The sequence below is a fragment of the Brachybacterium atlanticum genome (genome assembly GCF_025669985.1).
Taxonomy (GTDB): Bacteria; Actinomycetota; Actinomycetes; order Actinomycetales; family Dermabacteraceae; genus Brachybacterium; species Brachybacterium conglomeratum.
Map to the genome: position 1 here is coordinate 19,220 of NZ_JAKJJW010000026.1, position 25,477 is coordinate 44,696.

General features: G+C 72.3%; 24 protein-coding genes. 11 read left to right on the plus strand and 13 right to left on the minus strand.

Translation table 11 applies throughout. The features are described 5' to 3' along the window. Positions 1 to 29 precede the first annotated feature (29 nt). The 5 genes from L3K22_RS12340 to L3K22_RS12360 form a co-directional block, all read right to left on the minus strand. Entirely contained in the window at positions 30 to 437 is a 408-nt protein-coding gene (locus L3K22_RS12340; protein ID WP_263311631.1) for a hypothetical protein, read from the minus strand. Beyond that, on the minus strand, positions 434 to 1,231 hold the full coding sequence (locus tag L3K22_RS12345) for a copper homeostasis protein CutC (protein WP_263311632.1): 798 nt from the start codon (positions 1,229 to 1,231) through the stop codon (positions 434 to 436). Before L3K22_RS12345 ends, L3K22_RS12340 begins: the two co-directional genes overlap by 4 nt. Then, the gene (locus L3K22_RS12350; protein WP_308445936.1) at positions 1,228 to 1,704 is read right to left on the minus strand and encodes a sterol carrier family protein; all 477 of its coding nucleotides are present in this window, start codon (positions 1,702 to 1,704) and stop codon (positions 1,228 to 1,230) included. The genes L3K22_RS12345 and L3K22_RS12350 overlap by 4 nt, the downstream gene beginning before the upstream one ends. A 4-nt stretch (positions 1,705 to 1,708) precedes the next feature. Further along, on the minus strand, positions 1,709 to 3,007 hold the full coding sequence (locus L3K22_RS12355) for an adenylosuccinate synthase (RefSeq protein WP_263311633.1): 1,299 nt from the start codon (positions 3,005 to 3,007) through the stop codon (positions 1,709 to 1,711). 293 nt (positions 3,008 to 3,300) lie between these two features. Next, entirely contained in the window at positions 3,301 to 3,726 is a 426-nt protein-coding gene (locus L3K22_RS12360) for a DUF3151 domain-containing protein (protein WP_010551222.1), read from the minus strand. 53 nt (positions 3,727 to 3,779) lie between these two features. Here L3K22_RS12360 and L3K22_RS12365 point away from each other — a divergent pair, with 53 nt between their 5' ends. Together L3K22_RS12365 and dtd are read left to right on the plus strand one after the other, a co-directional pair. Then, the gene (locus L3K22_RS12365) at positions 3,780 to 5,714 is read left to right on the plus strand and encodes a phosphotransferase family protein (RefSeq protein ID WP_263311634.1); all 1,935 of its coding nucleotides are present in this window, start codon (positions 3,780 to 3,782) and stop codon (positions 5,712 to 5,714) included. A gap of 42 nt (positions 5,715 to 5,756) precedes the next feature. After that, on the plus strand, positions 5,757 to 6,182 hold the full coding sequence (gene dtd / locus L3K22_RS12370; RefSeq protein WP_010551220.1) for a D-aminoacyl-tRNA deacylase: 426 nt from the start codon (positions 5,757 to 5,759) through the stop codon (positions 6,180 to 6,182). Between the two features lie 24 nt (positions 6,183 to 6,206). Here dtd and L3K22_RS12375 read toward each other — a convergent pair whose 3' ends face one another. Beyond that, on the minus strand, positions 6,207 to 6,878 hold the full coding sequence (locus L3K22_RS12375; RefSeq protein ID WP_263311635.1) for an HAD hydrolase-like protein: 672 nt from the start codon (positions 6,876 to 6,878) through the stop codon (positions 6,207 to 6,209). Between the two features lie 212 nt (positions 6,879 to 7,090). Here L3K22_RS12375 and L3K22_RS12380 point away from each other — a divergent pair, with 212 nt between their 5' ends. Continuing rightward, a complete protein-coding gene (locus tag L3K22_RS12380) occupies positions 7,091 to 7,837 on the plus strand; it encodes a phosphoglyceromutase (RefSeq protein ID WP_263311636.1) in 747 nt (248 codons plus the stop codon). Positions 7,838 to 7,903: 66 nt separating this feature from the next. Here L3K22_RS12380 and L3K22_RS12385 read toward each other — a convergent pair whose 3' ends face one another. After that, positions 7,904 to 9,550 (minus strand): helicase HerA-like domain-containing protein, encoded by a 1,647-nt coding sequence (locus L3K22_RS12385; protein ID WP_263311637.1) that lies wholly within the window; start codon positions 9,548 to 9,550, stop codon positions 7,904 to 7,906. 90 nt (positions 9,551 to 9,640) lie between these two features. Between L3K22_RS12385 and L3K22_RS12390 the strand changes: the two genes are divergently transcribed. Beyond that, positions 9,641 to 10,690 carry an acyltransferase domain-containing protein gene (locus tag L3K22_RS12390; RefSeq protein ID WP_263311638.1) on the plus strand — a complete coding sequence of 350 codons (1,050 nt, stop codon included), beginning with the start codon at positions 9,641 to 9,643 and terminating at the stop codon, positions 10,688 to 10,690. Positions 10,691 to 10,728: 38 nt separating this feature from the next. Here L3K22_RS12390 and L3K22_RS12395 read toward each other — a convergent pair whose 3' ends face one another. Beyond that, positions 10,729 to 11,358 carry a TetR/AcrR family transcriptional regulator gene (locus L3K22_RS12395; RefSeq protein ID WP_263311639.1) on the minus strand — a complete coding sequence of 210 codons (630 nt, stop codon included), beginning with the start codon at positions 11,356 to 11,358 and terminating at the stop codon, positions 10,729 to 10,731. 141 nt (positions 11,359 to 11,499) lie between these two features. Here L3K22_RS12395 and L3K22_RS12400 point away from each other — a divergent pair, with 141 nt between their 5' ends. From L3K22_RS12400 to L3K22_RS12415, 4 genes are all read left to right on the plus strand, one after another. After that, entirely contained in the window at positions 11,500 to 13,275 is a 1,776-nt protein-coding gene (locus L3K22_RS12400) for an MDR family MFS transporter (RefSeq protein ID WP_263311640.1), read from the plus strand. 212 nt (positions 13,276 to 13,487) lie between these two features. Continuing rightward, positions 13,488 to 14,585: a GNAT family N-acetyltransferase gene (locus L3K22_RS12405; RefSeq protein WP_263311641.1), complete on the plus strand. Its 1,098-nt coding sequence runs from the start codon at positions 13,488 to 13,490 to the stop codon at positions 14,583 to 14,585. Positions 14,586 to 14,628: 43 nt separating this feature from the next. Beyond that, entirely contained in the window at positions 14,629 to 15,294 is a 666-nt protein-coding gene (locus L3K22_RS12410; RefSeq protein WP_126984675.1) for a type IV toxin-antitoxin system AbiEi family antitoxin domain-containing protein, read from the plus strand. Between the two features lie 35 nt (positions 15,295 to 15,329). Further along, on the plus strand, positions 15,330 to 16,049 hold the full coding sequence (locus L3K22_RS12415; RefSeq protein WP_259882775.1) for a nucleotidyl transferase AbiEii/AbiGii toxin family protein: 720 nt from the start codon (positions 15,330 to 15,332) through the stop codon (positions 16,047 to 16,049). A 100-nt stretch (positions 16,050 to 16,149) separates the two neighbouring features. On the opposite strand, the gene guaA is transcribed toward L3K22_RS12415, so the two are convergent. The 3 genes from guaA to L3K22_RS12430 form a co-directional block, all read right to left on the minus strand. After that, positions 16,150 to 17,757 carry a glutamine-hydrolyzing GMP synthase gene (gene guaA / locus L3K22_RS12420; RefSeq protein WP_259882879.1) on the minus strand — a complete coding sequence of 536 codons (1,608 nt, stop codon included), beginning with the start codon at positions 17,755 to 17,757 and terminating at the stop codon, positions 16,150 to 16,152. 143 nt (positions 17,758 to 17,900) lie between these two features. Then, positions 17,901 to 18,302 carry a DUF3817 domain-containing protein gene (locus L3K22_RS12425; protein WP_083840098.1) on the minus strand — a complete coding sequence of 134 codons (402 nt, stop codon included), beginning with the start codon at positions 18,300 to 18,302 and terminating at the stop codon, positions 17,901 to 17,903. Between the two features lie 2 nt (positions 18,303 to 18,304). Then, entirely contained in the window at positions 18,305 to 19,270 is a 966-nt protein-coding gene (locus L3K22_RS12430; RefSeq protein WP_263311642.1) for an SURF1 family protein, read from the minus strand. 244 nt (positions 19,271 to 19,514) lie between these two features. Here L3K22_RS12430 and pta point away from each other — a divergent pair, with 244 nt between their 5' ends. The 3 genes from pta to L3K22_RS12445 all read left to right on the plus strand — a co-directional run bounded on the left by pta (position 19,515) and on the right by L3K22_RS12445 (position 23,658). Beyond that, the gene (gene pta, locus L3K22_RS12435; protein ID WP_263311643.1) at positions 19,515 to 21,623 is read left to right on the plus strand and encodes a phosphate acetyltransferase; all 2,109 of its coding nucleotides are present in this window, start codon (positions 19,515 to 19,517) and stop codon (positions 21,621 to 21,623) included. Further along, positions 21,620 to 22,885, plus strand: coding sequence for an acetate kinase (locus L3K22_RS12440; protein ID WP_259882883.1), 1,266 nt, complete (start codon positions 21,620 to 21,622; stop codon positions 22,883 to 22,885). Before pta ends, L3K22_RS12440 begins: the two co-directional genes overlap by 4 nt. A 206-nt stretch (positions 22,886 to 23,091) precedes the next feature. Continuing rightward, positions 23,092 to 23,658, plus strand: coding sequence for a hypothetical protein (locus L3K22_RS12445; RefSeq protein ID WP_259882884.1), 567 nt, complete (start codon positions 23,092 to 23,094; stop codon positions 23,656 to 23,658). Here the strand turns inward: L3K22_RS12445 and L3K22_RS12450 are convergent. Both L3K22_RS12450 and L3K22_RS12455 read right to left on the minus strand, forming a co-directional pair. Next, entirely contained in the window at positions 23,633 to 24,235 is a 603-nt protein-coding gene (locus L3K22_RS12450) for a hypothetical protein (RefSeq protein ID WP_263311644.1), read from the minus strand. The genes L3K22_RS12445 and L3K22_RS12450 overlap by 26 nt on opposite strands. Positions 24,236 to 24,316: 81 nt before the next feature. Further along, positions 24,317 to 25,426, minus strand: coding sequence for a GuaB3 family IMP dehydrogenase-related protein (locus tag L3K22_RS12455; protein ID WP_259882886.1), 1,110 nt, complete (start codon positions 25,424 to 25,426; stop codon positions 24,317 to 24,319). Between the last annotated feature and the right edge of the window lie 51 nt (positions 25,427 to 25,477).

The following is a 25,477-nucleotide window of genomic DNA, read 5'->3' on the forward strand; positions in this document are numbered from 1 at the left end:
GCGTGCACTCGGCCCGGGGATGCGGGCGCTCAGCCGCGGCGGCGGTCCTCGCGGCGGTGGCGGCGCGCGTCGACGAACGAGGCGATCGCGGCGAGCGGGAGCCCGATCACGACCATCGCCAGCAGCACGAAGTTCACGACGCCGCGGAGGTCGCCGAAGCCGAACAGCGGCACGCTCAGCAGGGCCAGGACCCCGGGCACCAGGAAGGACAGCAGGACCCAGAACCCGAGGGCGGGGGCGCGCCGACGGCGGACGTAGAGCGCGGTGCGCGGACTCCCGGCCTCCTCTGCCTCCCCGGCCCCGTCGGCGTCGGTCGGGTCAGCGGTGGGGGCCGAGTCGACGGCATCCTCCGCGGCGTCCGTGCGGCCCGTCAGGTGCTCGCGATCCTCGTCCTCGAGACGGGACTGGGGGTTCTCGGTGGTGTTCACGGTGTTCACAGCTCTCCTGCGGCATCGACCGCCGCGGCGACGATCGCCGGGTCGGTCAGGGTCTCGGGGGCGTCGGGCTCGACGGGCGCACCGGGCCGCCGACGGGCGGAGAGGTGCACGGAGCCGACGCCGGAGCGTCGGACGAGGTCCACGACGTCGGCGGGGCGGACCCCTCCCCCGGCGCAGATCTCGACGAGGTCCTCGGCGGCGTCGACCATCGCGGAGAGGTCGTCGGCGCCGTCGAGGGCCCGAGCCTGCCCTCCCGAGCTGAGAACTCGGTGGATCCCGAGGCCGATCGCGGCCTGGACGGCGGCGACGCGGGCCTCGCGCGAGGGCATCGCGTCGACGGCGCGGTGCAGGGTGAGGGTCAGTCCGCGGCCGGCGCGCTGGGCGGCGAGGAGGGCGCTGTCGCGCACGGCTTCGAGGGCGGGGAGGTCGAGCTCGCCGGCCTCGGTCAGCACCCCGAGCACGACGCCCGCGGCGCCGGCGTCGACGACGGCGGCCGCCTGGTCCGCCATCTGCCAGGTCGCGTCGGCGTCGGCCGCGAACTCGGTCGGCCTGCCGAAGAAGTCCGCGCTGCTCGCCCGGGGGCGGATCAGCGCGTGCACGTCGAGGTGGGGCTTCGCGTCCCGGGCGGCGACGAGCTCGCGGGCGCGGCGCACGGCCGGCTCGACGAGCTCGGGCGCGGGGGTGGTGCCGCCGAGGTCGAGGTCCTGGCACAGCTCGATCCGGTCGGCGCCGGCGAGCGCGGCGACCTCGAGGCCGGCGAGGTCCTCCACGGCGATCTCGACGGCGGGGCTCATCGCGTCTCCTCGGCGGTCTGCTCGCCGCGGTCCGGGGCCGACCCGTCGTCGTTCGGCGCCTCGCCGCCGGCGGGCCGCCCGCCGGTGCCGCCGGCGGTGCGGACCGTGCGTCGCGGGCCGGGCAGGGGCAGCAGCTCGGAGAGGTCGCTGCGCTCGCCCGACGCGGTGACCCGGCCGTCCGCGACGGCGTCGGCCCAGGTCAGGTCTCCGGTGACGAGAGCGAGCCAGGTCGCGGCGTCGGTCTCGACCACGGCGGGCGGGGTGCCGCGGGTGTGGCGGGTGCCGGCGATGGCCTGGACCGCGGCGTAGGGCGGGACCCGCAGCTCCACGGCACCGCCGGGATGCTCCTCGGCGAAGAGCTCCAGGGTGTGCCGCACGGCGGGGGCGAGCACCGGGCGGCGCGCGGCCGCGGGATCTCTCGCCCAGGCCGCGAGCGCGGCGCGGCCGGCCTCGGGGTCGGTACGGCGGGTCACCACGTCAGGCCGTCGTCTCCGGCAGGAGGTCATGGACGGCGATGGTGTCGGCGCGGTCCGGGCCCACGCCGATGGCGCTGATGCGGCAGCCGGCGAGCTCCTCGAGGCGGCGCACGTAGGCCTGCGCGTTCTCGGGCAGCTCCTCGAAGGTGCGCGCCTCGGAGAGGTCCTCGGTCCAGCCGGGCAGGGTCTCGTAGACCGGCACGGCGTGGTGGAACTCGGTCTGGGTCATCGGCATCTCGCGGTGGATCACGCCGTCCACGTCGTAGCCGGTGCAGATCGGGACCTCGTCGATGCCGGTGAGGACGTCGAGCTTGGTCAGCACGATGTCGGTGAAGCCGTTGATGCGCACCGCGTGGCGGATCATCAGCGCGTCGTACCAGCCGCAGCGGCGGGGACGGCCGGTGTTCACGCCCACCTCGCCGCCGGTCTTCTGGAGGTACTCGCCCCACTTGTCCTCGAGCTCGGTGGGGAACGGTCCGGCGCCCACGCGGGTGGTGTACGCCTTGACGATCCCGATCACCCGGTCGATGCGGGTGGGGCCGACGCCGGTGCCCGTCACGGCGCCGCCCGCGGTGGGGTTGGAGCTGGTGACGAAGGGGTAGGTGCCGTGGTCGACGTCGAGGAAGGTGGCCTGGCCGCCCTCCATCAGCACGACCTCACCGCGGTCCAGCGCATCGCCCAGCAGCAGCGTGGTGTCCACGACCATGGGGCGCAGGCGCTCCGCGTAGGAGAGCAGGCCCTCGACGATCTCGTCGACCTCGACGGCGCGACGGTTGTAGAGCTTGACCAGCAGCTCGTTCTTCTGACGCAGCGCGCCCTCGGCCTTCTGGCGCAGGATCGAGGCGTCGTAGAGATCCTGCACACGGATGCCGAGACGGCCCACCTTGTCGATGTAGGCGGGGCCGATGCCGCGCCCGGTGGTGCCGATCGCGCGCTTGCCGAGGAAGCGCTCGGTGACCTTGTCGAGGGTCTGGTGATAGGGCGCGACGATGTGGGCGTTGGCGCTGATGCGCAGACGGGTGGTGTCCACGCCGCGCGACTCGAGCATCCCGATCTCCTCGAACAGCGCCTCGAGGTTCACTACGACGCCGTTGCCGATCACGGGGGTGACCTGCGGGGAGAGAATTCCGGCGGGAAGGAGCTTGAGCTCGAACTTCTCGCCGTCGACGACCACGGTGTGGCCGGCGTTGTTGCCCCCGTTGGGCTTGACGACGTAGTCGACGCGCTCTCCGAGCAGGTCGGTGGCCTTGCCCTTCCCCTCGTCGCCCCACTGGGCTCCGACGATCACGACGGCGGGCATGGCGACTCCTGGGAACGATGTCGGAACTTCTGCACAGGTGACCGCGTGCGGTGCACAGGGCCGCGTGGATCCTACCAAGCGCCGTCCGGGAGCACGTCCGAGGGGTGACGGCGGGCGCTGCATCCAGTGGCGCTCAGCCGGCATCCGACCCCGCATGCGGCGACCGCTGTGCACTGGGCGCCGCTGGTCGCACACGCACCGCCCGCACTGTCCGGGCCGGCTCCGATCCTGCCAGGCCAGCGCAGGTCCCGCCGGTCCGGCCGGGCTCGCGCAGGCCCGGGCCGGGAGCCGGCTCAGTCCAGCAGGCTCGGGTCCGCCTCGCGCAGGAAGTCGGTGATGCGGTCGGCTTCGGGCTGGTCGCCGAGACGGCGGGAGACCTCTCCCAGCAGCGCCAGCGCACGCAGCACGCCGCGGTTCGGCGCGTGGGAGGCGGGGATCGGGCCCTGACCGCGCCAGCCGTTGCGGCGCAGCGCGTCGAGGCCCCGGTGGTAGCCGGTGCGGGCGCAGGCGTAGGCGGTGATCTCGTCACCGTCGCTCAGCGCGTCCTCGGCGAGGGTGGCCCAGGCCAGAGGGGAGTCCAGATGCCGGGCGACGACCTCGCGCGGCTCGCCCTCGACGAGCTCCTCGGCGACCTGGACGTCGACGAAGTCGTCGGGGAGGCGGGTCTCCGGAATGCCCAGGAGATTCCCGCTGGTGAGGTTATCGGTACGATCAGCCATGCAAGCATCGTAGGCGCAGCCGCCCGATGACCACAGAACAGAGTGAATCGCCCATGTCACACACGCAGGACGGCTCCGAGCTTCTCACCGGGCCCGGAGCCGGTGGGCTGCTCCGCTCGGCCGTCGGCAACTCGGGCGGGGTGCTGCACAGCTGGCAGCTCGACCACGTCGACCACCGCCCTGGCCGCAGCACCAAGGCCCTGTACCGCACCCAGGTCTCCTGGCCCGAGCTCGACGGCCCCCAGGCCCCGGCCCGGGAGGAGCTGTTCGGCGCGAGCGCCCACATCGGGGAGCGCGAGAAGAACCTCTACGTCGCCGAGCAGACCCTGGTGATGACCGACGGGGACATCAACGTGCGGGTGTGGCGCTACCCCCACGATCCGTGGCTGCCGATGCTCCCGCAGGTCTGCTATCCCGACATCGTCGGCCGCACCCTGCACGACCTGGGCGTCTCCCTCGGTCCGGACCCGTCCGAGCCGATCGCGATCGATGTCGTCTCCTACCGTCCCGGCCGGCGCGCCGTGCTGCGCGCCTCCCAGGGCGCCGCGGCCGTGTACCTCAAGGTCATGCAGCCGCACCGCAGCGGCGAGATCGTGGAGCGCCATCAGCGCCTGCTCTCCGCCGGGGTGCCGGTGCCCGAGGTCATCGCGCACCATCAGGGTCTCGTCGTGCTCGCGGAGCTGCCGGGCCGGCCGCTCGCCCGCGCGGTGATCGACGAGGGCGTGGACTCCTGCCGCGCCGAGGACCTGGTCGCGCTGCTGGACCGCCTGCCAGCCTCGATGTACGGCCTGTCGCTGCGGCCGCCGTGGACCGACTCGGTCGAGTTCTACGCGGGGATCGTCGCCTCCGCGGTGCCCGCGCTCGGGCCGCGTCTGGACGCGCTGGTGCGGGAGATCCGCGAGGGCCTGGCCGCGATCGAGCAGCGGATCGACATGCGCCCGCACGACGTCGTCCACGGCGACTTCTACGAGGCGCAGGTGTTCGTCCAGGACGGCAGGGTCGTGGGCCTGCTCGACATCGACACCGTCGGCCCGGGCCGACGCGCCGACGACCTCGCCTGTCTGCTCGCTCATCTCAGCGTCCTGGCCGACTACGGCAACGCCGGGCGCATCGACCGCGGCATGCAGCAGCGGGTCGAGGACGCGATCCGCACCTGGCACGAGACCTTCCAGGAACGGGTCGATCCGGTGGAGCTCGCGCTGCGCTCCGCAGGGGTCGTGCTCTCGCTCGCGACCGGGCCGCACCGTCAGCAGGAGGCGGCCTGGGAGGCCGCGACCGAGGCGATCGTGCGCGTGGCCGAGGAGTGGGTCGCCGCGGCACGGCACGCGGAGCGGCAGCGGATCGACCGGGCCGCCGCGGCGCAGCCCGCGACGCCCGCGCCCGGTCAACCGGCCGCCCAGCAGGCTGGTCCGGCCGCGGGGGCGCAGCGCGCCGCGCAGTCCCCTCCGACGCAGGGGCCGACGGGCATGCGGCAGGTCCCTGCCCAGGGCATGCACGTGCCGAGCGGTCCCGGGATCGCTCCCCCGTCGGGCTCCTCGGCGGTGCACCAGTCCGCTCCGCCGCAGCGCTCGGCGCCCTCGCAGTCGGCGCCCCACCAGTCGGCCCAGCACCCGTCGGCCCAGCACGTTTCGGCCCCGCAGCACTCGGCCCCGCAGCACTCGGCGCCGGCGCACCACTCGGCACCAGCTCAGCAATCGGCACCCCCGCAGCAGTCGGCACCGGCTCAGCAGTCGGCGCCCCCGCAGCAGTCGGCCGCGCCGCAGTACGTCGCCCCGCCGCAGCAGCACGGCGCCCCTGACCGCTCCGCGCCGCCGCAGCAGTTCGCCGCACCGGTCCAGCAGTCGGCACCGACGCAGCCGGTTCCCCCTCAGGCGGCGCCGCAGCAGTCCGCTCCCCCGACGGACCGCCCGTCCGAGCCGGTCGACCAGCACCCCGAGGACGACTCCCCCACCCAGGAGCGGAGGATCTCCTCGATCCCTCCCCGCTGACCCCGCGCCGGCGGAGCCCGCACCTGTGCCACGATCGAGGGCATGCGTGCAGTGCTCCAGAGAGTCGACGGTGCCCGGGTCGAGGTCGAGGGCGAGGTGGTCGGAGAGATCACCGGCGAGGGCCTCGTCGCGCTCGTCGGCGTCACCCATGAGGACGGCCCCGAGCAGGTCGCCACGATCGCGCGGAAGATCGCCGAGCTGCGGATCCTGGACGGCGAGCGCTCGGTCCAGGACACGGGCGCGCAGGTGCTCGTGATCTCGCAGTTCACCCTCTACGCCGACGTGCGCAAGGGGCGCCGTCCGTCCTGGAACGGCGCCGCCCCGGCCCCGGTCGCCGAGCCGCTCGTGCAGCAGGTGGTCGACGCGCTGCGTGAGCGCGGGATCACGGTCGCGACGGGCCGCTTCGGCGCCCACATGCGGGTGGGGCTGACGAACGACGGGCCGGTGACGATCCTGCTCGAGGCCTGAGCACCCGCAGCCTCGGCTGGAGGATCAGCCGCGCAGCATCCGGTGGAGCTCGGGGACCGTCGCGGCGTAGGGCAGGTCGGCGGCGCGCTCGGCGTCCCCGCCGTAGCCCCAGCCCACCAGCACCGCGTCGAGGCCGTGCACGGCGGCACCTTCCGCGTCGTGCAGTCGGTCCCCCACCATCACGGCCCCGCCGGCCGCGGAGACGCTGAGCCGCTCGATGACGCTGGCGATCACCTGCGCCTTGTGGGTGCGGCCCGCGGCGAGATCGGTGCCGCCGATCAGATCGAGGTCCGCGGTGAGGCCCTGGTGCTCCAGCACCCTGCGCGCGGTGGTCTCGGGCTTGTTGGTCGCGATCGCGACGGTGCGGCCGTCGGCCCGCAGCCCGGAGATGAGGTCTGCCATCCCGGCGTAGGGGACGCTGAACGTGAATCCCTCGGCGAGGTAGTGGTCGGTGTAGGCCAGGCGCAGCGCCTCGGCCCGCTCGGCGTCCATCCCCAGCTCGGAGCGGAAGGAGTCCACGAGCGGCGGCCCGATGAAGGACTGCAGGCGCTCCGCACCGGGATGCTCCTCGCCGCAGGCGTCGAAGGCGTGCTCGAGGGCGGCGAGGATGCCGGGCGCCGACTCGACGACGGTGCCGTCCAGGTCCAGCAGCACGACGGGCACGGAGGTGAGATCACGGGAGGTCACAGCGGTCATGGTCCGACCATATCCAGGCGGCCGGTCATGGTCCCCGGGGGGCCCGAGGCGCGGGCACCGGTCCGACGCGAGCCGCGGCCCGACCGGGACCCGCGACCCGGCCGGCACGCGCGCCGCCGAGCGCCCGTCGGCCGCGTCGGGGCTCGAACCCGCCCGTGGCCACCGATGGCCGCCGAATGCACGGCCGGCCTCGGCCCGCGTAGGCTGGGCCCATGACCTACACACTCGTGCTGCTCCGCCACGGCGAGAGCGACTGGAACGCGAAGAACCTGTTCACCGGCTGGGTCGACGTGGCCCTGACCGACAAGGGCCGCCAGGAGGCCGTCGACGGCGGCGAGCTGATGAAGGAGGCCGGCATCCTCCCCGATGTCGTGCACACCTCGCTGCAGCGTCGCGCCATCATGACCGCGAACCTCTCCCTGGATGCGGCCGACCGCCACTGGATCCCCGTCAAGCGCGACTGGCGCCTGAACGAGCGCCACTACGGCGCGCTGCAGGGCATGAACAAGTCGGAGATCCGCGAGAAGTACGGCGAGGAGAAGTTCATGGCCTGGCGCCGCTCCTACGACACCCCGCCGCCCGAGATCGAGTTCGGCACCGAGTTCTCCCAGGACCAGGACCCGCAGTACGCCGACCTCGGCGATCAGCTGCCGAAGTCCGAGTGCCTCAAGTACGTCGTCGAGCGCTTCCTCCCCTACTGGGAGGAGGGCATCAAGCCCGATCTCGTCGAGGGGAAGACGGTGCTGATCGCCGCCCACGGCAACTCGCTGCGCGCGCTGGTGAAGTACCTCGACGGCATCTCCGACGAGGAGATCTCCGGCCTGAACATCCCCACCGGCCAGCCGCTGGTCTACGAGCTCGACGAGGACTTCCAGCCCGTCGAGAAGGGCGGCCGCTACCTCGACCCGGTCGCCGCGAAGGCCGCTGCCGAGGCCGTCGCCAACCAGGGCAAGAAGTGATCTGACCTCGCCCGATGAGAACGGCGCCCCCACCTCGCGGCGGGGGCGCCGTTCTCGTCCTCGGCCTCAGCGACGCTTGCGGGTCCCGAACAGGGAGCGGCTGATCTCGCGGCCGAGCACTGTGCCGGCCGAGCGGAGGAAGGACTTCACGGCGGGGTTGCCCATGAACCCCTCGTCCTTCTTCGCGGGCTTCTTCGCGGCGGGCTTCGCCTCGGAGCCCGCGCCCTTTGCGGCACCCTTCCCCGCGGCCTCCTTCTCCGCGGCGGCCGCGGCCTCGGCGTCGGCCGCGGCGCGCTTCTGGAGGATCTCGTAGGCGGACTCGTTGTCCACCGCCTCGCCGTACTCGTCCATCAGCGGAGAGGCCGCGGCAAACTCCTTGATGACCTGCTCGCCGGCGGGCTCCATCGAGCTCTCCGGGGCGCGCACCGCGGTGATCGCGACCGGCGTCGGGGCGCCGTCCTCGCTCATCACGGTCACGATCGCCTCACCGGTGCCGAGGGCGGGGATGACCTCCTCGAGGTCGTGCTCGGAGGTGGGGAAGGTCTTCGCGGTGGCCTTGAGCGCCTTCGCGTCGTCCGGGGTGAAGGCGCGCAGCGCGTGCTGGACCCGGTTGCCGAGCTGGGCGAGGACGTCGCCGGGGAGGTCCTTCGGGGTCTGGGTGACGAAGAAGATGCCCACGCCCTTGGAGCGGATCAGGCGCACGGTCTGGACCACCTGGTCCAGGAACGCCTTGGAGGCGTCCTTGAACAGCAGGTGCGCCTCGTCGAAGAAGAACACGAGCTTGGGCACCTCGGCATCGCCCACCTCGGGCAGCTCCTGGTACAGCTCGGCCAGCATCCACATCATGAAGGTGGAGAACAGCGCCGGTCGGGAGGCGACCCCGGGCAGCTCGAGGCAGGAGATCATGCCCGCGCCGTCCTTCGTGCGCAGCAGCTGCTGGGTGTCGAAGGCGGGCTCGCCGAAGAAGACGTCCGCGCCGGAGGCCTCGAAGGCGGTGAGGCTGCGCAGGATCACGCCGGCGGTCGCGCTCGAGATCCCGCCGATGCCCTTGAGTTCGTCCTTGCCCTCGTCGGAGGTGAGGAACTGGATCAGGGCGCGCAGGTCCTTGAGGTCCAGCAGCGCGAGGCCCTGGGTGTCCGCGTAGTGGAAGATCAGCCCGAGCGAGGACTCCTGGGTGTGGTTCAGCTCGAGCACCTTCGCCATCAGCACCGGCCCGAAGTCGCAGACGGTGGTGCGGATCGGGACGCCCTCGCCCTGCCCGCCGAGGGTGAAGAACTCCGTGGGCGCCGCGCGGGAGACCCACTCCTGGCCGCGGGCCGCGGCGCGCGCGGTGAGCTTGTCGGAGGCGGTGCCGGGCACGGCGATGCCGGAGAGGTCGCCCTTCATGTCGGCGACGAACACGGCGGCTCCTGCGTGGGCGGCCTGCTCGGCGATGACCTGGAGGGTGCGGGTCTTGCCGGTGCCGGTCGCGCCCGCGATCAGGCCGTGGCGGTTCAGCATCGAGACCGCGAGGTTCACCGGCACGCTCGGGTCGGGCTCGTCCCCGTCGAGCATCGCGCCGAGGTGGATGCGCGCGCCCTCGAAGCCGTAGGCGGTGCGGATCGCCTCGGCCTCCGCCGAGCTCGCCGGCGGTGCGGCCGGGGCGTCCTGCGTCTCGGGCGCGGCGGCGTCCTGCGTCTCGGGCGTGGCGGGATCCTGCTGCGGGCTGGTCATCGTGGCCTCCTCGCCGGCGCACCGGCACGCTCGTGGTCGGGACGCACCGATCGTAGCGGGAGGAGTCGGCTCACCCGTTACCGTGATCTCATGAAGCCACCCCCGCCGGCCGGGATCCGCGCCGAGGACGAGCTCGCCGCGGCGGACGTGCGCGTCATGCTCACCGCCCCCTCCCGCACCGCCCTGCTCGAGAACCTCGGGATCACCGACCAGGACGCCTCGGACCTGCTCCCCCTGCTCGACGCCGCCGCGGCCGACGAGGAGGTGCTCGCCGAGGTGACCGCGATCGCGAACCGTCTGCGCGCCGCCGCCGGACTCGAGGTGCCCGAGGTCGACCTCGCCGCCGAGAAGGACCGCCACGACGCGCTCCAGCGGCGTCTCGCTCCCGGGGAGGGTCTGGTCGCGATCCTCGCGCTGCTCGTCTCGACCTCGACGGTGCGCGCCTGGCACAACGCCCGCGACCTCACCCCCGAGCAGTCCTGGGAGGTGCTCGCCGATCTCGGCCAGCAGATGCGGGTCCACCGCGCCGGCACGGGGCGCCTGGGCCTCCACCAGCTGAACTGGGTGAGCATGAACTGGGCGGGCCGGCTCGTGCATCTCGGGCGCCTCCAGTTCGACCTGCACCGCCAGAGGGTCGCCCTGCTCGCGGGCTCCGGCTCGACGCCGTCGGCCGACGGATCGGCTCCCGCGGCCGACGGGTCGGCTCCCTTGGCCGACGACCCCCGCCGCTGGGTGCTCGGCACCCACATCCCGGCGCGCGGTCCGCTGGATCCCGCGGAGGTCGACGCCTCCTTCGACGCCGCGACCGCGTACTTCACGGAGCACTACCCCGAGCTCGGCGCGGGGCGCGGCACGGAGGAGCCCGCGTTCGGCCGTGAGTTCCTCTGCGACTCGTGGCTGCTGAGCGACCAGCTCGCCGAGATCACGGGAGAGGGCTCGAACCTCGCCCGCTTCGCCGCGCGCTGGGAGATGCTCGAGCGCTCCCGGATGGACGACGGAGCGCTCTTCTTCGTGTTCGGCCGTCGGCCCCCGGTCGACGTCGCCTCGCTCCCCCGCACCTCGCGCCTCGAGCGCGGGGTCGCCGAGCGCCTCGAGGACGGGCGCGGCTGGACCGGCGGACTCGGCCGCATGCTCCGCTGAGCCTGCCCACCACAGCCCAGGCTCGCGCGGCCTCCGGCTCAGATCTCGGTGCCCGACCCGTCGTAGAGAGTGAGCACCTGGTCGAAGGCGCGGACCGGGTCGATGCCGCGCCGCATGGAGATCGCGAACGCGCTGCGGGTCAGGGCGAAGCTCACCTGCACCAGGATCACCGCATGATCGCGAGCGAACTCGCCCTCGAGCGCCTCGGCGAGCTCCTCGACCAGCTCGGTCTGCATCGCCTGGAGGTTTCCGCTGGAGACCAGGTGCAGGCTCGGCTCCTGCTCCATGACCTGCTTCTTCAGCTCGCGCAGACCACGGTCGACGGGGACGTTCGCAATCGCTTCGCGCATCATCGAGCGCATCGCCTCACGCGCCGGCATGACCAGGAGCTTCTCCCGCAACGAGGCGATCGCCTGTGCACCCTCCCCGCCGTTGATCCCGAGGATCGCGGACTCCTTGGTCACCCAGTGGTTGAAGAAGGTGCGGGTGGAGACCCCGGCACGCTCGGCGATCATCTGCGCCGTCACGGCCGAGAGCCCGCGCTCGACCACCAGCTCGAGGGCGGCGCGGTGCATCGCCATGCGGGTCTGGCGCTTCTTCTGCTCCCGCAGGCCGAGCTCCTCCGAGCCCGCGGGGTCATGGTCATCGGTCGTCTGCGCGGAAGTCACGCCCCCATCCTAGGTCCGACACATCACAAAATCTGCACTCGATGCAATAGTGCAGTCAATGCAACAGTTCTGTAGTGTGTGCGAGTCACAGCCCGACGGGGTGCTGCGGCCGTCTCCCCACCGCTCACTCCCGAGGACCTCATGACTGCATCCACCACCCGGGCAGCGCAGCCGGCCGCTGCGGAGCCCGCCGCCTTCACCGGCCTCGACCGCCAGGGCAAGCTCGTCTTCGTCGGGCTCATGCTCGGCATGTTCGTCGCCTCCCTCTCCCAGACCGTCGTCGGCCCCGCGATGCCGCGCATCGTCGCCGAGCTCGGCGGCGTCGAGCACTACAACTGGATCGCGACCGCCGCGATGCTCGTCTCCGCCGTCGCGGTCCCCGTCGTCGGCAAGCTCTCCGACCTCTACGGCCGACGCTGGTTCTACCTCGGCGGCCTCGCCGTGTTCATGATCGGCTCCGTGCTCGCCGGCCTCGCCCAGGGCTTCTGGTTCCTGGTCTTCGCCCGCGCCGTGCAGGGCCTGGGCATGGGCACCCTGATGCCGCTGAGCCAGACGATCATCGGCGACATCATCCCGCCCCGTCAGCGCGGCAAGTACCAGGGCATCATGGGCGCCGTCTTCGGCGTCACCTCGGTCGCCGGCCCGCTGATCGGCGGCACCATCACCGACCACGTCGGCTGGCGCTGGCTGTTCTTCCTCACCCTGCCGCTGGGCGTGGTCGCCTTCGGCTTCATCCTGCGCTTCCTCCACCTGGAGAAGTCCCAGCAGCACGGCAAGGTCGACTTCTGGGGCATCCTCACCCTCACCCCGGGCCTCGTGCTCGCGCTGCTGGCCACCACGTGGGGCGGCGGCGACTACGAGTGGACCTCCCCCGTGATCATCGGGATGTACGCGGTGGCCGCACTCTTCCTCGTCGCCTTCGTGGTGATCGAGACCCGGGTCGAGGAGCCGCTGCTGCCCCTGCACCTGCTGCTGCGCCCGATCGTGGCGCTGTCGGTCGCGGCCTCCTTCGCGATCGCGGTGGCGATGTTCGGCGCGATCATCTACATCCCCGTCTACGCGCAGGGCGTCATGGGCGTCTCCGCCACCAATTCCGGCATGATCCTCGTCCCGCAGTCGGTCGCGATGATCCTCACCTCGATCCTGGTGGGCCTGCTCATCTCCCGCACCGGCCGCTACCGCCCGTTCCTGATCCTGGGCGGCGTGGTGATGGTCGCGGGCTACCTGCTGCTGGCGAACCTCTCCTACGGCGACACGCAGTGGCACCTGACCCTCGCGATGATCGTGATCGGCCTGGGGCTCGGCCTGTCGATGCAGGTCTACACGCTGGTCGTGCAGAACGCCGTCTCCCGCCGCGAGCTCGGCACCGCGACCGCCGCGATCCAGTTCTTCCGCAACATCGGCTCGACGGTGGGCACCGCCGTGCTCGGCACCGTGATGACCGCCTCGATGTCCACCGCGATCCCCGAGAAGATCGCGGCCCTGCCGCCCGAGCAGCTCGCCGCGCTGCAGAGCACGGGCGGTGAGGTCGACACCAGCACCCTCGAGAACGCGGTGCTGGACCCCTCCGCCCTGGCGAAGCTGCCCGAGTTCCTCGTGGACCCGGTGCGCGGCGGGCTGAGCGATGCGATGCACGACGTGTTCCTCACCGCGGTGCCCTTCGCGGTCCTCGCGCTGGTGCTCTCGCTGTTCATCAAGCACGTGCCGCTGCGCGAGACCGTCGAGACCGCCGATGAGCAGGTCGCACAGCCCGGCCTCGACGCGGCCGCGGAGCTCAGCGGCACCGGCTCCGAGCCGGAGGACCTCCACCCCCGCACCGGGCCGATCCCGGTCGTGGACCCCGAGGCCGACGCCGACGCCGACGCGGGACAGCGCCCCGCCGGCGACGGACGCGATCCGGTGGGCACCGCCCGCTGACCCGGCCCGTCGGCCCGTCGGCCGTCGACCCACTCCGGCGACGCACCTCGCCGAGACGCCGAGAGCTCCGTTCCACCCGCTCCACCCGGGAGGAACGGAGCTCTCGGCACTTCGGGCAGGGCGTCTCGACGGGCGGGGCCGCGACACGCCGGTGCCCGATGCGCCCGGACGAACGCCCAGGCGCCCCGTGCCCGTCGTGAAAAGATGGGCGGATGCTGCTCGTGGATCACTTCCCGCCCGCCCTCCCCGCATCGCTCGAGGGGAGGGTCACCACGCGCCTGCCGATCCCGGCGGACGTCGCCCCGGTGTCCGCGCTGATCACCGCCTCGATGCGCCGCTACGACCCCGAGGCCACACCCGACGAGGCCGGCCTGCGCTCGCGCATGGTGGGGCTGAAGTCGTGGGCCCGACGCCAGGTGGTCGTGGTCCCCGTCGCCGCCGACGGCGCCCCCTCCCTCGACCTGCCGCCGCTGGCCTGGATCTCGCTCGAGGACCGCGCCACCGGCCGCACCAACGTCCAGTTCACGATCGCGTCGGAGGCCCCGGAGCGGGATGCGCTCGCCGCCTCCCTGCTGGACTGGGCCGTCGAGGTCGGCGGGTCGTTCGCCCGCGCCCGCGGCGTGGAGACCTCCAAGCTCACCACCGATGCGAACGAGCTCGACACCGACAAGGAGCGCCTGCTCGCGGCGGCCGGCTACGCACAGGTCCGCACCTGGCTGCACATGCGCCGCCATGTCGAGGCGGAGGAGGCGACGTCGACGCCCGCCCCGCGCGAGGGCACGCGGGTGCGAAGGGTCAACCTCCACGACACGGGCCTGCCGGTCGCCCAGGACGTCCGCACCGTGCACCGGATGCTCGAGGAGTCCTTCGCCGACCACTTCAACTCCTACCGCGAGTCCTTCGCCGAGTTCGCCCAGCGCCTCATCGAGAACCCGGAGCAGGCGGACTGGGACCACTGGTGGATCGCCGAGATCGAGCGGGACGGACGCTGGCTGCCCGCCGGCGGCCTCGTCGCCGCGCCGATGAAGGCCACGGCCACCCGCGGCGAGGGCACCTACCTCGAGTACCTCGGCGTGCACCGCAGCGCCCGCGGCCACGGGGTGGCGAAGTCCCTGCTGCGCGCCGCGATCCGCGATGCCGCCGAGCGAGGACGGGAGTTCGTGGACCTCGAGGTCGACGACGACTCCCCCACCGGCGCCGACGGGATCTACGCCGCGATGGGCTGGGAGACCTTCGAGAGGACCCACTCCTGGCACGCCGTCGCCCCCTCGCACCCCTCGCGCCTGCTCGAGCCGCCGACGGAGGTCTGACGGGAAGCCTGGCATTCATCGAGCACAGGTATACGAATGGCGTATGCTCACGCTCAGTGAAAGGGGCGAGATGAAGGATCTGGAGCTCGTGAGGACGATCGCCAGCGCCCCCTTGCGCACGATGCGGTTCCGCGATCTGCAGACCGCCGGGACCAACACGTGGCGTCAGCTGGATTCCCTCGTGTCCGGCGGTGCGCTGCTGCGTCTGGCACATGGCATCTACACCGTCCCCCCCGATGGCCGAGATGCACGGCGCTGGCAGCCCGGGCTGGAGAGCGCTGGATTGGCGATCGCGACGGCGCGGCACGGCGAGCGCCGCACGATCCTCATGGGGATCGGCGCAGCCCGCCACTGGGGTGCCATCCCGCGGGCGATCGGCACTACGGTCATCGCGGTCCCGACCGCAGGCCATCATCCTCTGACGATCGGATCCGGAACCGTCCACTTCGTGCAGCGCGACCTCGACCTCGTCGACGCCGCCCTGGAGGAGACCGAGCTGGGTCGAGCACTGGTCACGACTCCGGAGCAGACACACGTCGACCTGCTCATGCGCCCCGCCCAGGGCGGCGACCGCGACACCTCGCTGACCGCCGCCGAAACTCTCCGCCCGCAGCTGGATCCCGACGAGTACGCGCAGATCATCCGCACGGCGCCCCGGACGAATACCGCGATCCGTCGCACACTCGACGAACTGCGCGCATCACGATGATCTCTCGAGCACCAGGAGTACTCGATACAGGCGAGATGCACGAGATCGCCGAGCTCTTCGGTGTCGGCGAGGCCCAGGTGCGCCGCGACCACGTCATCTCCCACGCACTTGCCGCACTGTCGACTCTCGGGACCGACGACCTCGTCTTCTTCGGCGGCACGGCCCTGTCACGAACTCATCTGCCCGCTCTGCGCCTCTCCGAGGACATCGATCTGATCGCACTCGGCCCTCGGGCCGCCACCGCATCTGCTGTGGGGAAGACGCTCTCACGCCTGTTGCGGAGGAGTCTCGGGCGCCCGCGCTTCGCGCCACCCCTCGAGGAGACGCGAGACGCCGATCCGTCGACGATGACGATCGGATCAGTGCGGGTCCAGATTCAGCTGCTCAGCGCATCGCATCTGCCCCCATGGCCGACCGAGGTCGTCGACCTCGAACAGCGGTACAGCGATGCCCCGCCCGCCACGATGCGCGTTTTCACACCGGCATCCTGCGCCGCCGCCAAACTTGCCGCCTGGCATGACCGAGCCGCGCCGCGCGATCTCTATGACCTCTGGGCTCTGGCCTCCGCCGGGATGATCGATCAGGACGCAGCGACCCTGTTCTCACGCTCCGGTCCACTGACGTCACCGGAGGCGGTCTCGTTCGCACGGCTCCCCACGCCAGAGGAATGGGAGGCCGCGCTCGGTCACCAATGCCGGCCGGCGGTCACCGCCGACGAAGCCGCCGATGCCGTACGCAGGGCCTGGGTGCGCTGAGCGACCTCGACCCGACGACGAACGGGCCGGGGCCCGAGCCCGCTGTGCGGCGGCTCGGGCCCCGGCCCGTTCGCGGAGGTCGCGGCTCAGGCCGCGACGCTCACTCCCACTCGATGGTGCCCGGGGGCTTCGAGGTGATGTCGAGGGTGACGCGGTTGATCTCGGAGACCTCGTTGGTGATGCGGGTCGAGATCCGGGAGAGCACCTCGTAGGGCACCTTGGCCCAGTCCGCGGTCATCGCGTCGTCGCTGGTGACGGGGCGCAGCACGACGGGGTGGCCGTAGGTGCGGCCGTCGCCCTGGACGCCCACGGAGCGCACGTCGGCCAGGAGCACGACGGGGCACTGCCAGATGGTGCGGTCCAGGCCCGCGGCGGTCAGCTCGGCGCGGGCGATCGCGTCGGCCGCGCGCAGGATGTCCAGGCGCTCCTTGGTGACCTCGCCGATGATGCGGATGCCGAGGCCGGGGCCCGGGAAGGGCTGGCGCCAGACGATCTCGTCGGGCAGGCCCAGCTCGGTGCCGACGGCGCGCACCTCGTCCTTGAACAGGGTGCGCAGCGGCTCGACCAGCTCGAAGGAGAGGTCCTCGGGCAGGCCGCCGACGTTGTGGTGGCTCTTGATGTTCGCCGCGCCCTCGCCGCCGCCGGACTCGACGACGTCGGGGTAGAGCGTGCCCTGGACGAGAAAGGCGGTGGACGCCTTCCCGACATTCGCCGTTTCGCCCTCGCCCTCGACGACGCCCTGCTCGCGCAGGATCTCCGCCTGGGCCTTCTCGAAGGTGCGGATGAACTCGCGCCCGATGATCTTGCGCTTGGTCTCGGGGTCGGTGACGCCGGCGAGCGCGGTGAGGAACTGCTCCTCGGCGTCGACCATGACGAGCTTCGCCCCGCCGGTGGAGGCGCCGAAGGCCTTCTCGATCTGCTCGGACTCGTCCTGGCGCATCAGGCCGTGGTTCACGTACACGCAGGTGAGGCGGTCGCCGATGGCGCGCTGCACGAGCGCCGCGGCGACGGCGGAGTCCACGCCGCCGGAGAGTCCGCAGATCGCGGTGCCCTCGCCCACCTGGGCGCGGATCCGCTCGACCTGCTCCTCGATGACGTTGCCGGTGGTCCAGGACGGCTCGATGCCCGCGCCGCGGTGGAGGAAGTTCTCCAGCACCTCCTGGCCGCGGTCGGAGTGGCCCACCTCGGGGTGCCACTGCACGCCGTAGAGCCGCTTCTCGCGGTTCTCGAAGGCGGCGACGGGGCTGGCGGAGGAGGTCGCGACGACCTCGAAGCCCTCGGGCGCCGCGGTGACGGAGTCGCCGTGGCTCATCCACACGTTCTGGTCGACGTCCTGGCCGGAGAGCAGCTCGGAGGAGGCGTCGAGGGCCTCGAGGCGGGTCGCGCCGTACTCGCGCACGCCCGTCGGGGAGACGGTGCCGCCGGCCGCCGCGGCCATCGACTGGAAGCCGTAGCAGAGCCCGAGCACCGGCACGCCGGCCTCGAGCAGGGCCGGGTCCAGGCGGGGTGCGCCCTCGGCGTAGACGGAGCTCGGCCCACCGGAGAGGATGATCGCGCGGGGATCCTTCGCGAGCATCTTCTCGACGGCCATCGAGTGCGGGACGATCTCGGAGTAGACCCGGGCCTCGCGCACGCGACGAGCGATGAGCTGTGCGTACTGGGCGCCGAAGTCGACGACGAGGACGGGGCGCTGGTCGGTGTCGGTCACAGGCGCGAGTCTACGTCGCGCCCGGGCCCCGGGGCGCCGCGGTCCGGCTCCCCCGAGGGCGAGCCTGCTCACGCCGGGCTCCGCTCCTCGGGCACGGGCCCGGCACCGCGGCCCCGAACAGGAAGGGCCCGGTCACCCAGCGGTCAGACCCGCTCCTGGTCCTGGATCGTGGGGCGTCGCGCGAGATCGGACTCGACGCGCTGGTGGGTCCAGCGCTCACCGAAGAAGGACAGCACCGGGACGACGCCGAAGAACATCAGCAGCAGCATCCGCGGCAGGCCCCAGCGCATCTTCATCCACAGGTCGAAGCCGAGCACCACGTAGACCATGTAGATCAGGCCGTGGATCGGGGACCACACCGAGGAGACCTGCTCCCAGAACGGGGAGGTCGAGGTGAACCAGGCGTCGCCGCCGAAGACGACATAGCGCATGGTCATGATGCCCACGAGCACCAGCAGCGCGATCCCCTCCACGATGGAGGCCACGCGGAAGCGGGCGAAGGAGGTCCTGGCGGCGACTTCGTCGAGGGGGCGTTCTGCGGGCACGGTCACACGTCCTTGTCGGGGTTCTGCTGGGGGGCGGGGCGGGAGCTCGGGGCGATGCCCGAGGGGGCGAGTCCGGCGGCGTGGTCCGCGCCGGCGGAGCGGTCGGCGGCGGGGTCGGCACTCGGGGCGGAATCGGCGCCGTCGGAGGGCTGGGCGCCGGCCGACGGCCCGGGGCGGGGCCCGTCGCCGGAGGCCTCGGCGAGCAGCCTCTCGACCTCCTCGCGACGGTCGTCGAGCTCGTCGCGATAGGCGGTGCGCACCGAGCGCCACCACAGGTACAGGAAGAACACGCCGAACGCCACCCACTGGAAGGAGTAGCCGATGTTCTGCCAGTCCAGGCCGCGGGAGAACTGGGACTCCGCGGCGGGCAGCGCCGAGAGCGGGGCCTCGGCCTCGTCCAGCGCGAGATAGCCGGCGTACATGGGCGAGCCCCACTCGTTGACCAGCAGCGGGGTCGCGATCTCCCGCGCCACGCCGTCGACGACGCCGCCGGAGGCGGACTCGCTCGCCTCGAGGCGTCCGGAGAGGTGGACCTCCCCCTCGGGCGCGGCGGGGGCGAGGGCGGGATCGAGCGCGCCGTCCTCGCCGGCCACGTCCTCGGCGGGCAGCCAGCCGCGGGCCACGGGCAGGCGAGCCTCGGTGCCGTCCTCGAGCTCGACGAGGAAGGCGGTCACCACGATCACGGCGTCCTGCCCCTCGATCCGGCGGCCGGGGACGAGCACCTGCTCGCCGGCGGCGAAGCGTCCGTCGGCCGTGACGATGTCGCCGACGATCTCGTTGGTGACGGCGTCGCCGACGCCGACCACCTCGCGGATGTCGCCGATCTGCTGGGGGCCGTCGGCCTTGTCGGTCAGCGCGCGGTGGGCGCGGTCCCACTGCCATCCGGCGAGGAGACCGCACACGATCGTCGCCACGATCATCAGGGCGAGCAGCCCGAGGAATCGGGGACGGAGGGCGACGCGGAGCATGGCCACCATGGTACGAGGCGGCGCCCGGACGGGGCCTGGAGAGGGACCTCGATCACGTCGGGAATCCACCTCGCCGGGGCCGGGCCCGCCCCACCTGCGCCGTCGGGGTCCCCGTTGTCTCGGACCGTCGTCTCGGCGCGGCGCGCGGCGGCCCGTCGGCCGCTCCCCCGTACCCGAGCCGACGGCTCCTGGCCGGGACTCCCGGCCCCGTGCCACGGGAGGGCTGCGCGCCTATGCTGGGGTCGTGTCGCAGAGTGTGTATATCGCCAGCCCGGAGGGGATGACCGGCAAGTCGATGGTGGCTTTCGGTCTGCTCGAAGCCCTCGCCTCCCGATCCGATCGCGTCGGGGTCTTCCGCCCCGTCGTGCGCTCGACGTCCACGCGCGACTATGCGGTGGACCTGCTCATCCGCCATCCCGCTGTCGACCAGGCCTACGAGGACGCGATCGGGGTGGACCACCAGCTGGTCCTGTCCGATCCGGATGCCGCCCACGAGCGGATCCTCGCCCGCCATCGCGAGCTCGTCGAGCGCTACAGCGTGCTGGTCGTGCTCGGCTCGGACTACGACGACCTCGCCAACCCCACCGAGCTCGCCTTCAACGCCGAGGTCGCCGCCAACATGGGCGCGCCGGTGGTGGTGGTGCTCTCGGGGCTGGACCGCAGCCCGGACCAGATCGGGGCGCTCGCAGCGGTCGCCGTCGGCGAGTTCGGCGGCCACCATGCGATGCCGCTGGCCGTCATCGTCAACCGTGCCGAGGCCGCGTCCCTCGACGCCGTGCGCGAGGCCGTCTCGGCGAAGGTGCCCGGCGCGCTGGTCTCCGCGATCCCGGAGAACCCGGTCATCCTGGCGCCGACGGTGCAGGAGCTGAAGGACGCGGTGGACGGCTCGCTGCTGATGGGCAATCCCGAGTGGCTCGAGCGCGTCTCCGTGGGCACGGTCATCGCGGCGATGAGCCTGCCCAACGTGCTCACCCGTCTCACCGAGAACTGCACCGTGATCGCCCCCGGCGACCGCTACGACCTGCTTCCCGGGCTCGTCATGGCGCAGCAGTCGGGCACCTTCCCCGCGCTCTCCTCGATCGTGCTCACGGGCGGGTATCAGGTTCCCGAGGAGGTGGACCGCCTCATCTCCGGCGTGCAGCAGGACCTGCCGATCATCACCTCGGAGCTGTCCACCTTCGACACCGCGGTGCGGATCGCCCGCTCCCGCGGCCGGCTCAGCGCCGCGAGCGCGCAGAAGCTCGACGCGGCGCGCCGCGCGGTCGCCGAGCACCTGCCCACCGAGGAGCTGCTCTCCGCTCTCGAGGTGACCCGCAGCGAGGTGGTCACCCCGATGATGTTCGAGTTCGAGCTGCTGGCCCGCGCCCGCGGGGAGAAGAAGACGATCGTCCTGCCCGAGGGCGAGGACGAGCGGATCCTCGCCGCGGCCGAGTCGATCCTCGCCCGCGGCGTCGCGGACCTGGTGCTGCTCGGCGAGGAGAACTCGATCCGCGCCAAGGCCTCCCAGCTCGGCCACGACATCTCCGAGGCGCGCGTGGTCTCTCCGCACGATCCGGAGCACGTCGAACGCTTCGCGGAGGAGTACGCGCGGCTGCGCGCCAAGAAGGGCGTGACCCTCGAGCAGGCCCGGTCGACGGTCCAGGACGTCTCCTACTTCGGCACGATGATGGTGCAGATGGGCGAGGCCGACGGGATGGTCTCCGGCGCGGTCCACTCCACCGCCCACACGATCCGCCCGTCCTTCGAGATCATCAAGACCAGGCCCGGCGCGAAGATCGTCTCCTCGGTGTTCCTGATGGCGCTCGAGGACCGGGTGCTGGTCTACGGCGACTGCGCCGTGAACCCCGATCCCACTGCCGAGCAGCTCGCCGACATCGCGATTCAGTCCGCGACCACCGCCGCGCAGTTCGGTGTGGACCCGCGGATCGCGATGCTCTCCTACTCCACCGGCACCTCGGGCAGCGGGGCCGACGTGGACAAGGTGCGCGAGGCGACCGAGCTGGTGCGCTCCATCGACCCGTCGCTCGACGTGGAGGGTCCGATCCAGTACGACGCCGCGGTGGACGCCTCGGTCGCCAAGACCAAGCTGCCGGACTCCTCGGTCGCGGGCCGTGCGACGGTGTTCGTCTTCCCCGATCTCAACACCGGCAACAACACCTACAAGGCCGTGCAGCGCTCGGCCGGCGCGATCGCGATCGGCCCCGTCCTGCAGGGCCTGAACAAGCCGGTCAACGACCTCTCCCGCGGAGCGCTCGTGGACGACATCATCAACACCGTCGTGATCACCGCGATCCAGGCCCAGGCGGCCGACGCGGAGAACGCCTCGACGGAGCCGGCGAAGGAGAACGCATGACCACGTCCGCCCCTGCCTCCTCCGACAGCGCCGAGCGCCCCCGGACGATCCCGGACGCCGCGACGGTGCTCGTGCTGAACTCGGGCTCCTCCTCGCTGAAGTTCCAGCTTCTGGACCCGACCGCGGAGGAGGTCTTCGCCTCCGGGATCGTCGAGCGGATCGGCCTGGACAACGGCGTCGCGCGGCTGGAGACAGGCTCGGTCGCGCAGCCCTTCTCGGGCGAGGTGCCGAACCACGTCGTGGCCATGGAGGTGGTCATGCGGCTGTTCGAGCAGGCAGGGCTCTCCCTCGAGGAGGCGAACGTGGTCGCGGTCGGCCACCGCGTGGTGCAGGGCGGGGCGCGCTTCTCCGCCCCGAAGCTCATCGACTCCTGGGTGCGGGACCAGATCAAGGACCTCGGCGCGCTCGCGCCGCTGCACAACCCCGCGGCGGTCGACGGGATCGACGCGGCCCGCAAGCTGTTCCCCGCGATCCCGCACGTGGCCGTGTTCGACACCGCCTTCTTCACCTCCCTGCCGGAGGCGGCGCGCACCTATGCGCTGAACAAGCAGGTCGCCGACGAGTACCGGATCCGCCGCTACGGCGCCCACGGCACCAGCCACCGCTACGTCTCCGAGCAGGTCGCCGCGCACTTCGCCGCGCAGGGGAAGGACACCTCCGCGCTGCGCCAGATCGTGCTCCACCTGGGCAACGGCGCCTCCGCCTCGGCGGTGCGCGGCGGCGACCCGGTGGAGACCTCCATGGGGCTCACCCCGCTCGAGGGCCTCGTGATGGGCACCCGCACCGGGGACATCGACCCGGCCGTGTACGCCCACCTCTCCCGCAGCGCGGGGATGGGCATCGACGAGATCGACACCCTGCTGAACAAGCGCTCCGGCATGCAGGGGCTGTGCGGGAAGAGCGACTTCCGCGACATCACCGCCGCGATCCGCGACGGGAACCAGGACGCGGAGCTGGCGATGCAGGTGTACGTGCACCGGCTGCGCAAGTACGTCGGCTCCTACGCCTTCGTGCTCGGCGGACTCGACGCGATCACCTTCACCGCCGGCATCGGCGAGAACGTGCCGGAGGTGCGCGAGCGCGTGCTCTCCGGTCTCGAGGGCTTCGGGATCCGCCTGGACCCTGCGCGCAACGCCGAGCGCGCCAAGGGCGTCCGAGTCATCTCGGCCGACGACTCGCCGGTGACGGTGCTGATCGTCCCCACCGACGAGGAGCTCGCGATCGCGCAGCAGGCGCTGGAGGTCGCGCGCTCGAAGCGCTGAGCAGGTCGAGCGGGCGGCCAGGTCGACACGGCGGAGCATCGCTGCGGAGCAGGCCCAGTGTGCCAGGCGCCGCCGCCGTGCGACAGGGCTCACTCGCACGATGCCGCTCTCGTCGAGCGTGACGAGCCGTCCCGGTCGGAGGGCGCCGGTCAGCCGCGCCGCTGGATATCCTGTGCTTCGCATCCATGCGTCCTGAGGGGGAACCGATGACCTATCCGCCTGCCTACGGCCCTGCCCACAGCTATGCCCCGGCTCCGCGTCGTCGCCGCCGCGGGCTGAAGCGCACGATCTTCGGCGGGCTGGGCCTGGTCGCCAACGCCATCGGTCTCGTGGTGATGCCGATCGTCGCGGCGATGATCGGTGCCATGTTCATCGTCACCGGGAACACGGAGATGGCCCCGCTGGACCCCGCAGGCGACAGCTTCGAGGCCTCGACCTGGTCCATGTACTCCATCGCGGTGCCGCAGGAGGACCTCGGCACGACGACCTGCGAGATCGAGGGCGCCGACGTCACCGTCGAACCAGCCGAGGCCTCCTCCTCGATGGGCTCGGTGGACGGCGTGCCCTACTACGACCTGTACTCGGTGCAGGTCTTCGGCGACCAGGAGGTCTCCGTGACCTGCACCGGCGGCGAGTCGGTCGCGCTGTGGGATGCGGGGATGGGTGGCTTCGCGATCAGCATCGGGGTCGGCGTCCTGCTGCCGGTGGTGCTCGGTCTGGTCGCGCTGGTGATGCTGATCTGGGGGATCATCGCGCTGGTGCGCTCCGCCTGAGGACTCGGGCGAGGAGCCTGCGGCGTGAGATCTCGCGGGGATCCCGAGGCGTGGAGCCTGGCCGCGGGACGGCGCGGCCGGCCGGCGCAGGTGCTCGCCGCACGGCCTCCAGGCAGGCGACGGCCCAGCCCTGATGGTCGTGGACGAACTCGACGCGCCAGGTGATGCCGAGCGCCTCCGCCATCTCCCAGCGGTGCTGCGCGCCGAGTTCGGGGAGGGGCCCGCCGGGGATCCGCAGACGCTCCTGCTCCCCACCGCCCTCCCCGTCGTGCACTGCGGCCGGAGGATCCGTCGAGCCGACGACCCGCTCGGAGTCCTCGGACCGCCCCGTCCCCGCGTCGCCACGTGCGCAGTAGCGAGCACCCCCCTTCCTGCTCCGCGTCGTCCCCGGCGCGTCCGCGCGGCGGGGCCGGCGCAGCAGGGGCACCTGGAGCACGAGCCCCAGGGCGAGGGTGAGCGGGATCAGCCCGGAGCCGAGGTCGACCACCCAGCGGATCGAGAACGACAGGATGCCCGGCCGCAGCGCCCAGTGGTCCTGGGACGTGAGGATCCACACCGCGAGGGAGAACGCGGCCACTAACAGGAAGTAGGAGCGCCGCAGCTTCGCCTCGAGGCGCTTGTCCTCCTCGCCGCGGGAGCTGTCATCCCCGCCGTCGTCTCAGGCGGTGGTGACGACCTCGACCCGCTGGAACTCCTTGAGGTCGAGGTAGCCGGTGGTCGCCATCGCGTGGCGCAGCGCGCCGACGAGGTTGGTGGTGCCGTCGGCGGAGATCGACGGGCCGAAGAGGATCTGCTCGAGCGGGGCGACGGTCCCGACGGGGACGCGGTGGCCGCGGGTGAGCGTGGGGTGGTGCGCCTCGCTGCCCCAGTGGTGGCCGCGGCCGGGCGCCTCCTCGGCGCGGGCCAGGGCCGCACCGACCATCAGGCCGTCGGCGCCGCAGGCGATCGCTTTCACCAGGTCGCCGCTACGGCCCAGGCCGCCATCGGCGATGACGTGCACGTAGCGGCCGCCGGATTCGTCCATGTAGTCGCGGCGGGCGGCGGCGACGTCGGCGACGGCACTGGCGAGCGGGACCTGGATGCCGAGGGTCTCGCGGGTGGTCTGCGAGGCGCCGCCGCCGAAGCCGACGAGCACGCCCGCGGCGCCGGTGCGCATCAGGTGCAGGGCCGCGGTGTAGGTCGCGCAGCCGCCGACGATGACGGGGACGTCGAGCTCGTAGATGAACCGCTTGAGGTTCAGCGGCTCACGGCCGGTGGAGACGTGCTCGGCGGAGACGGTGGTGCCGCGGATGAAGAAGAGGTCCACGCCCGCGTCGACGACCGTCTTCCAGTGCTCCTGGGTGCGCTGCGGGGAGAGGGAGCCGGCCGCGGTCACGCCCGCATCGCGCAGCTGCTGGATGCGGTCGCGGATCAGCTCGGGCTTGATCGGCTCCTCGTAGACGCTGCGCATCACCTCGACCACGCCCTCCTCGGAGGCGGCGGCGATGCGGTCGAACTGCGCGGAGGGGTCCTCGTAGCGGGTCCACAGCCCCTCGAGGTCCAGCACGCCGAGTCCGCCGTGCTCGCCGAGCGCGATCGCGGTCTCCGGGGACATCAGGGAGTCCATCGGGGCGGCGAAGATCGGGATGTCGAAGTGGTAGGCGTCCACCTGCCAGGCGGTGGAGACGTCCTCCGGGTCCCGGGTGCGTCGGGAGGGGACCACCGCCACGTCGTCGAAGCTGTAGCTGCGGCGTCCCCGCTTGTTGCGGCCGATCTCGATCTCGCTCATCACACCGGGGAGTCTACCGATCCCGGGGACCGCGACGGGCCGGCCGCCGGG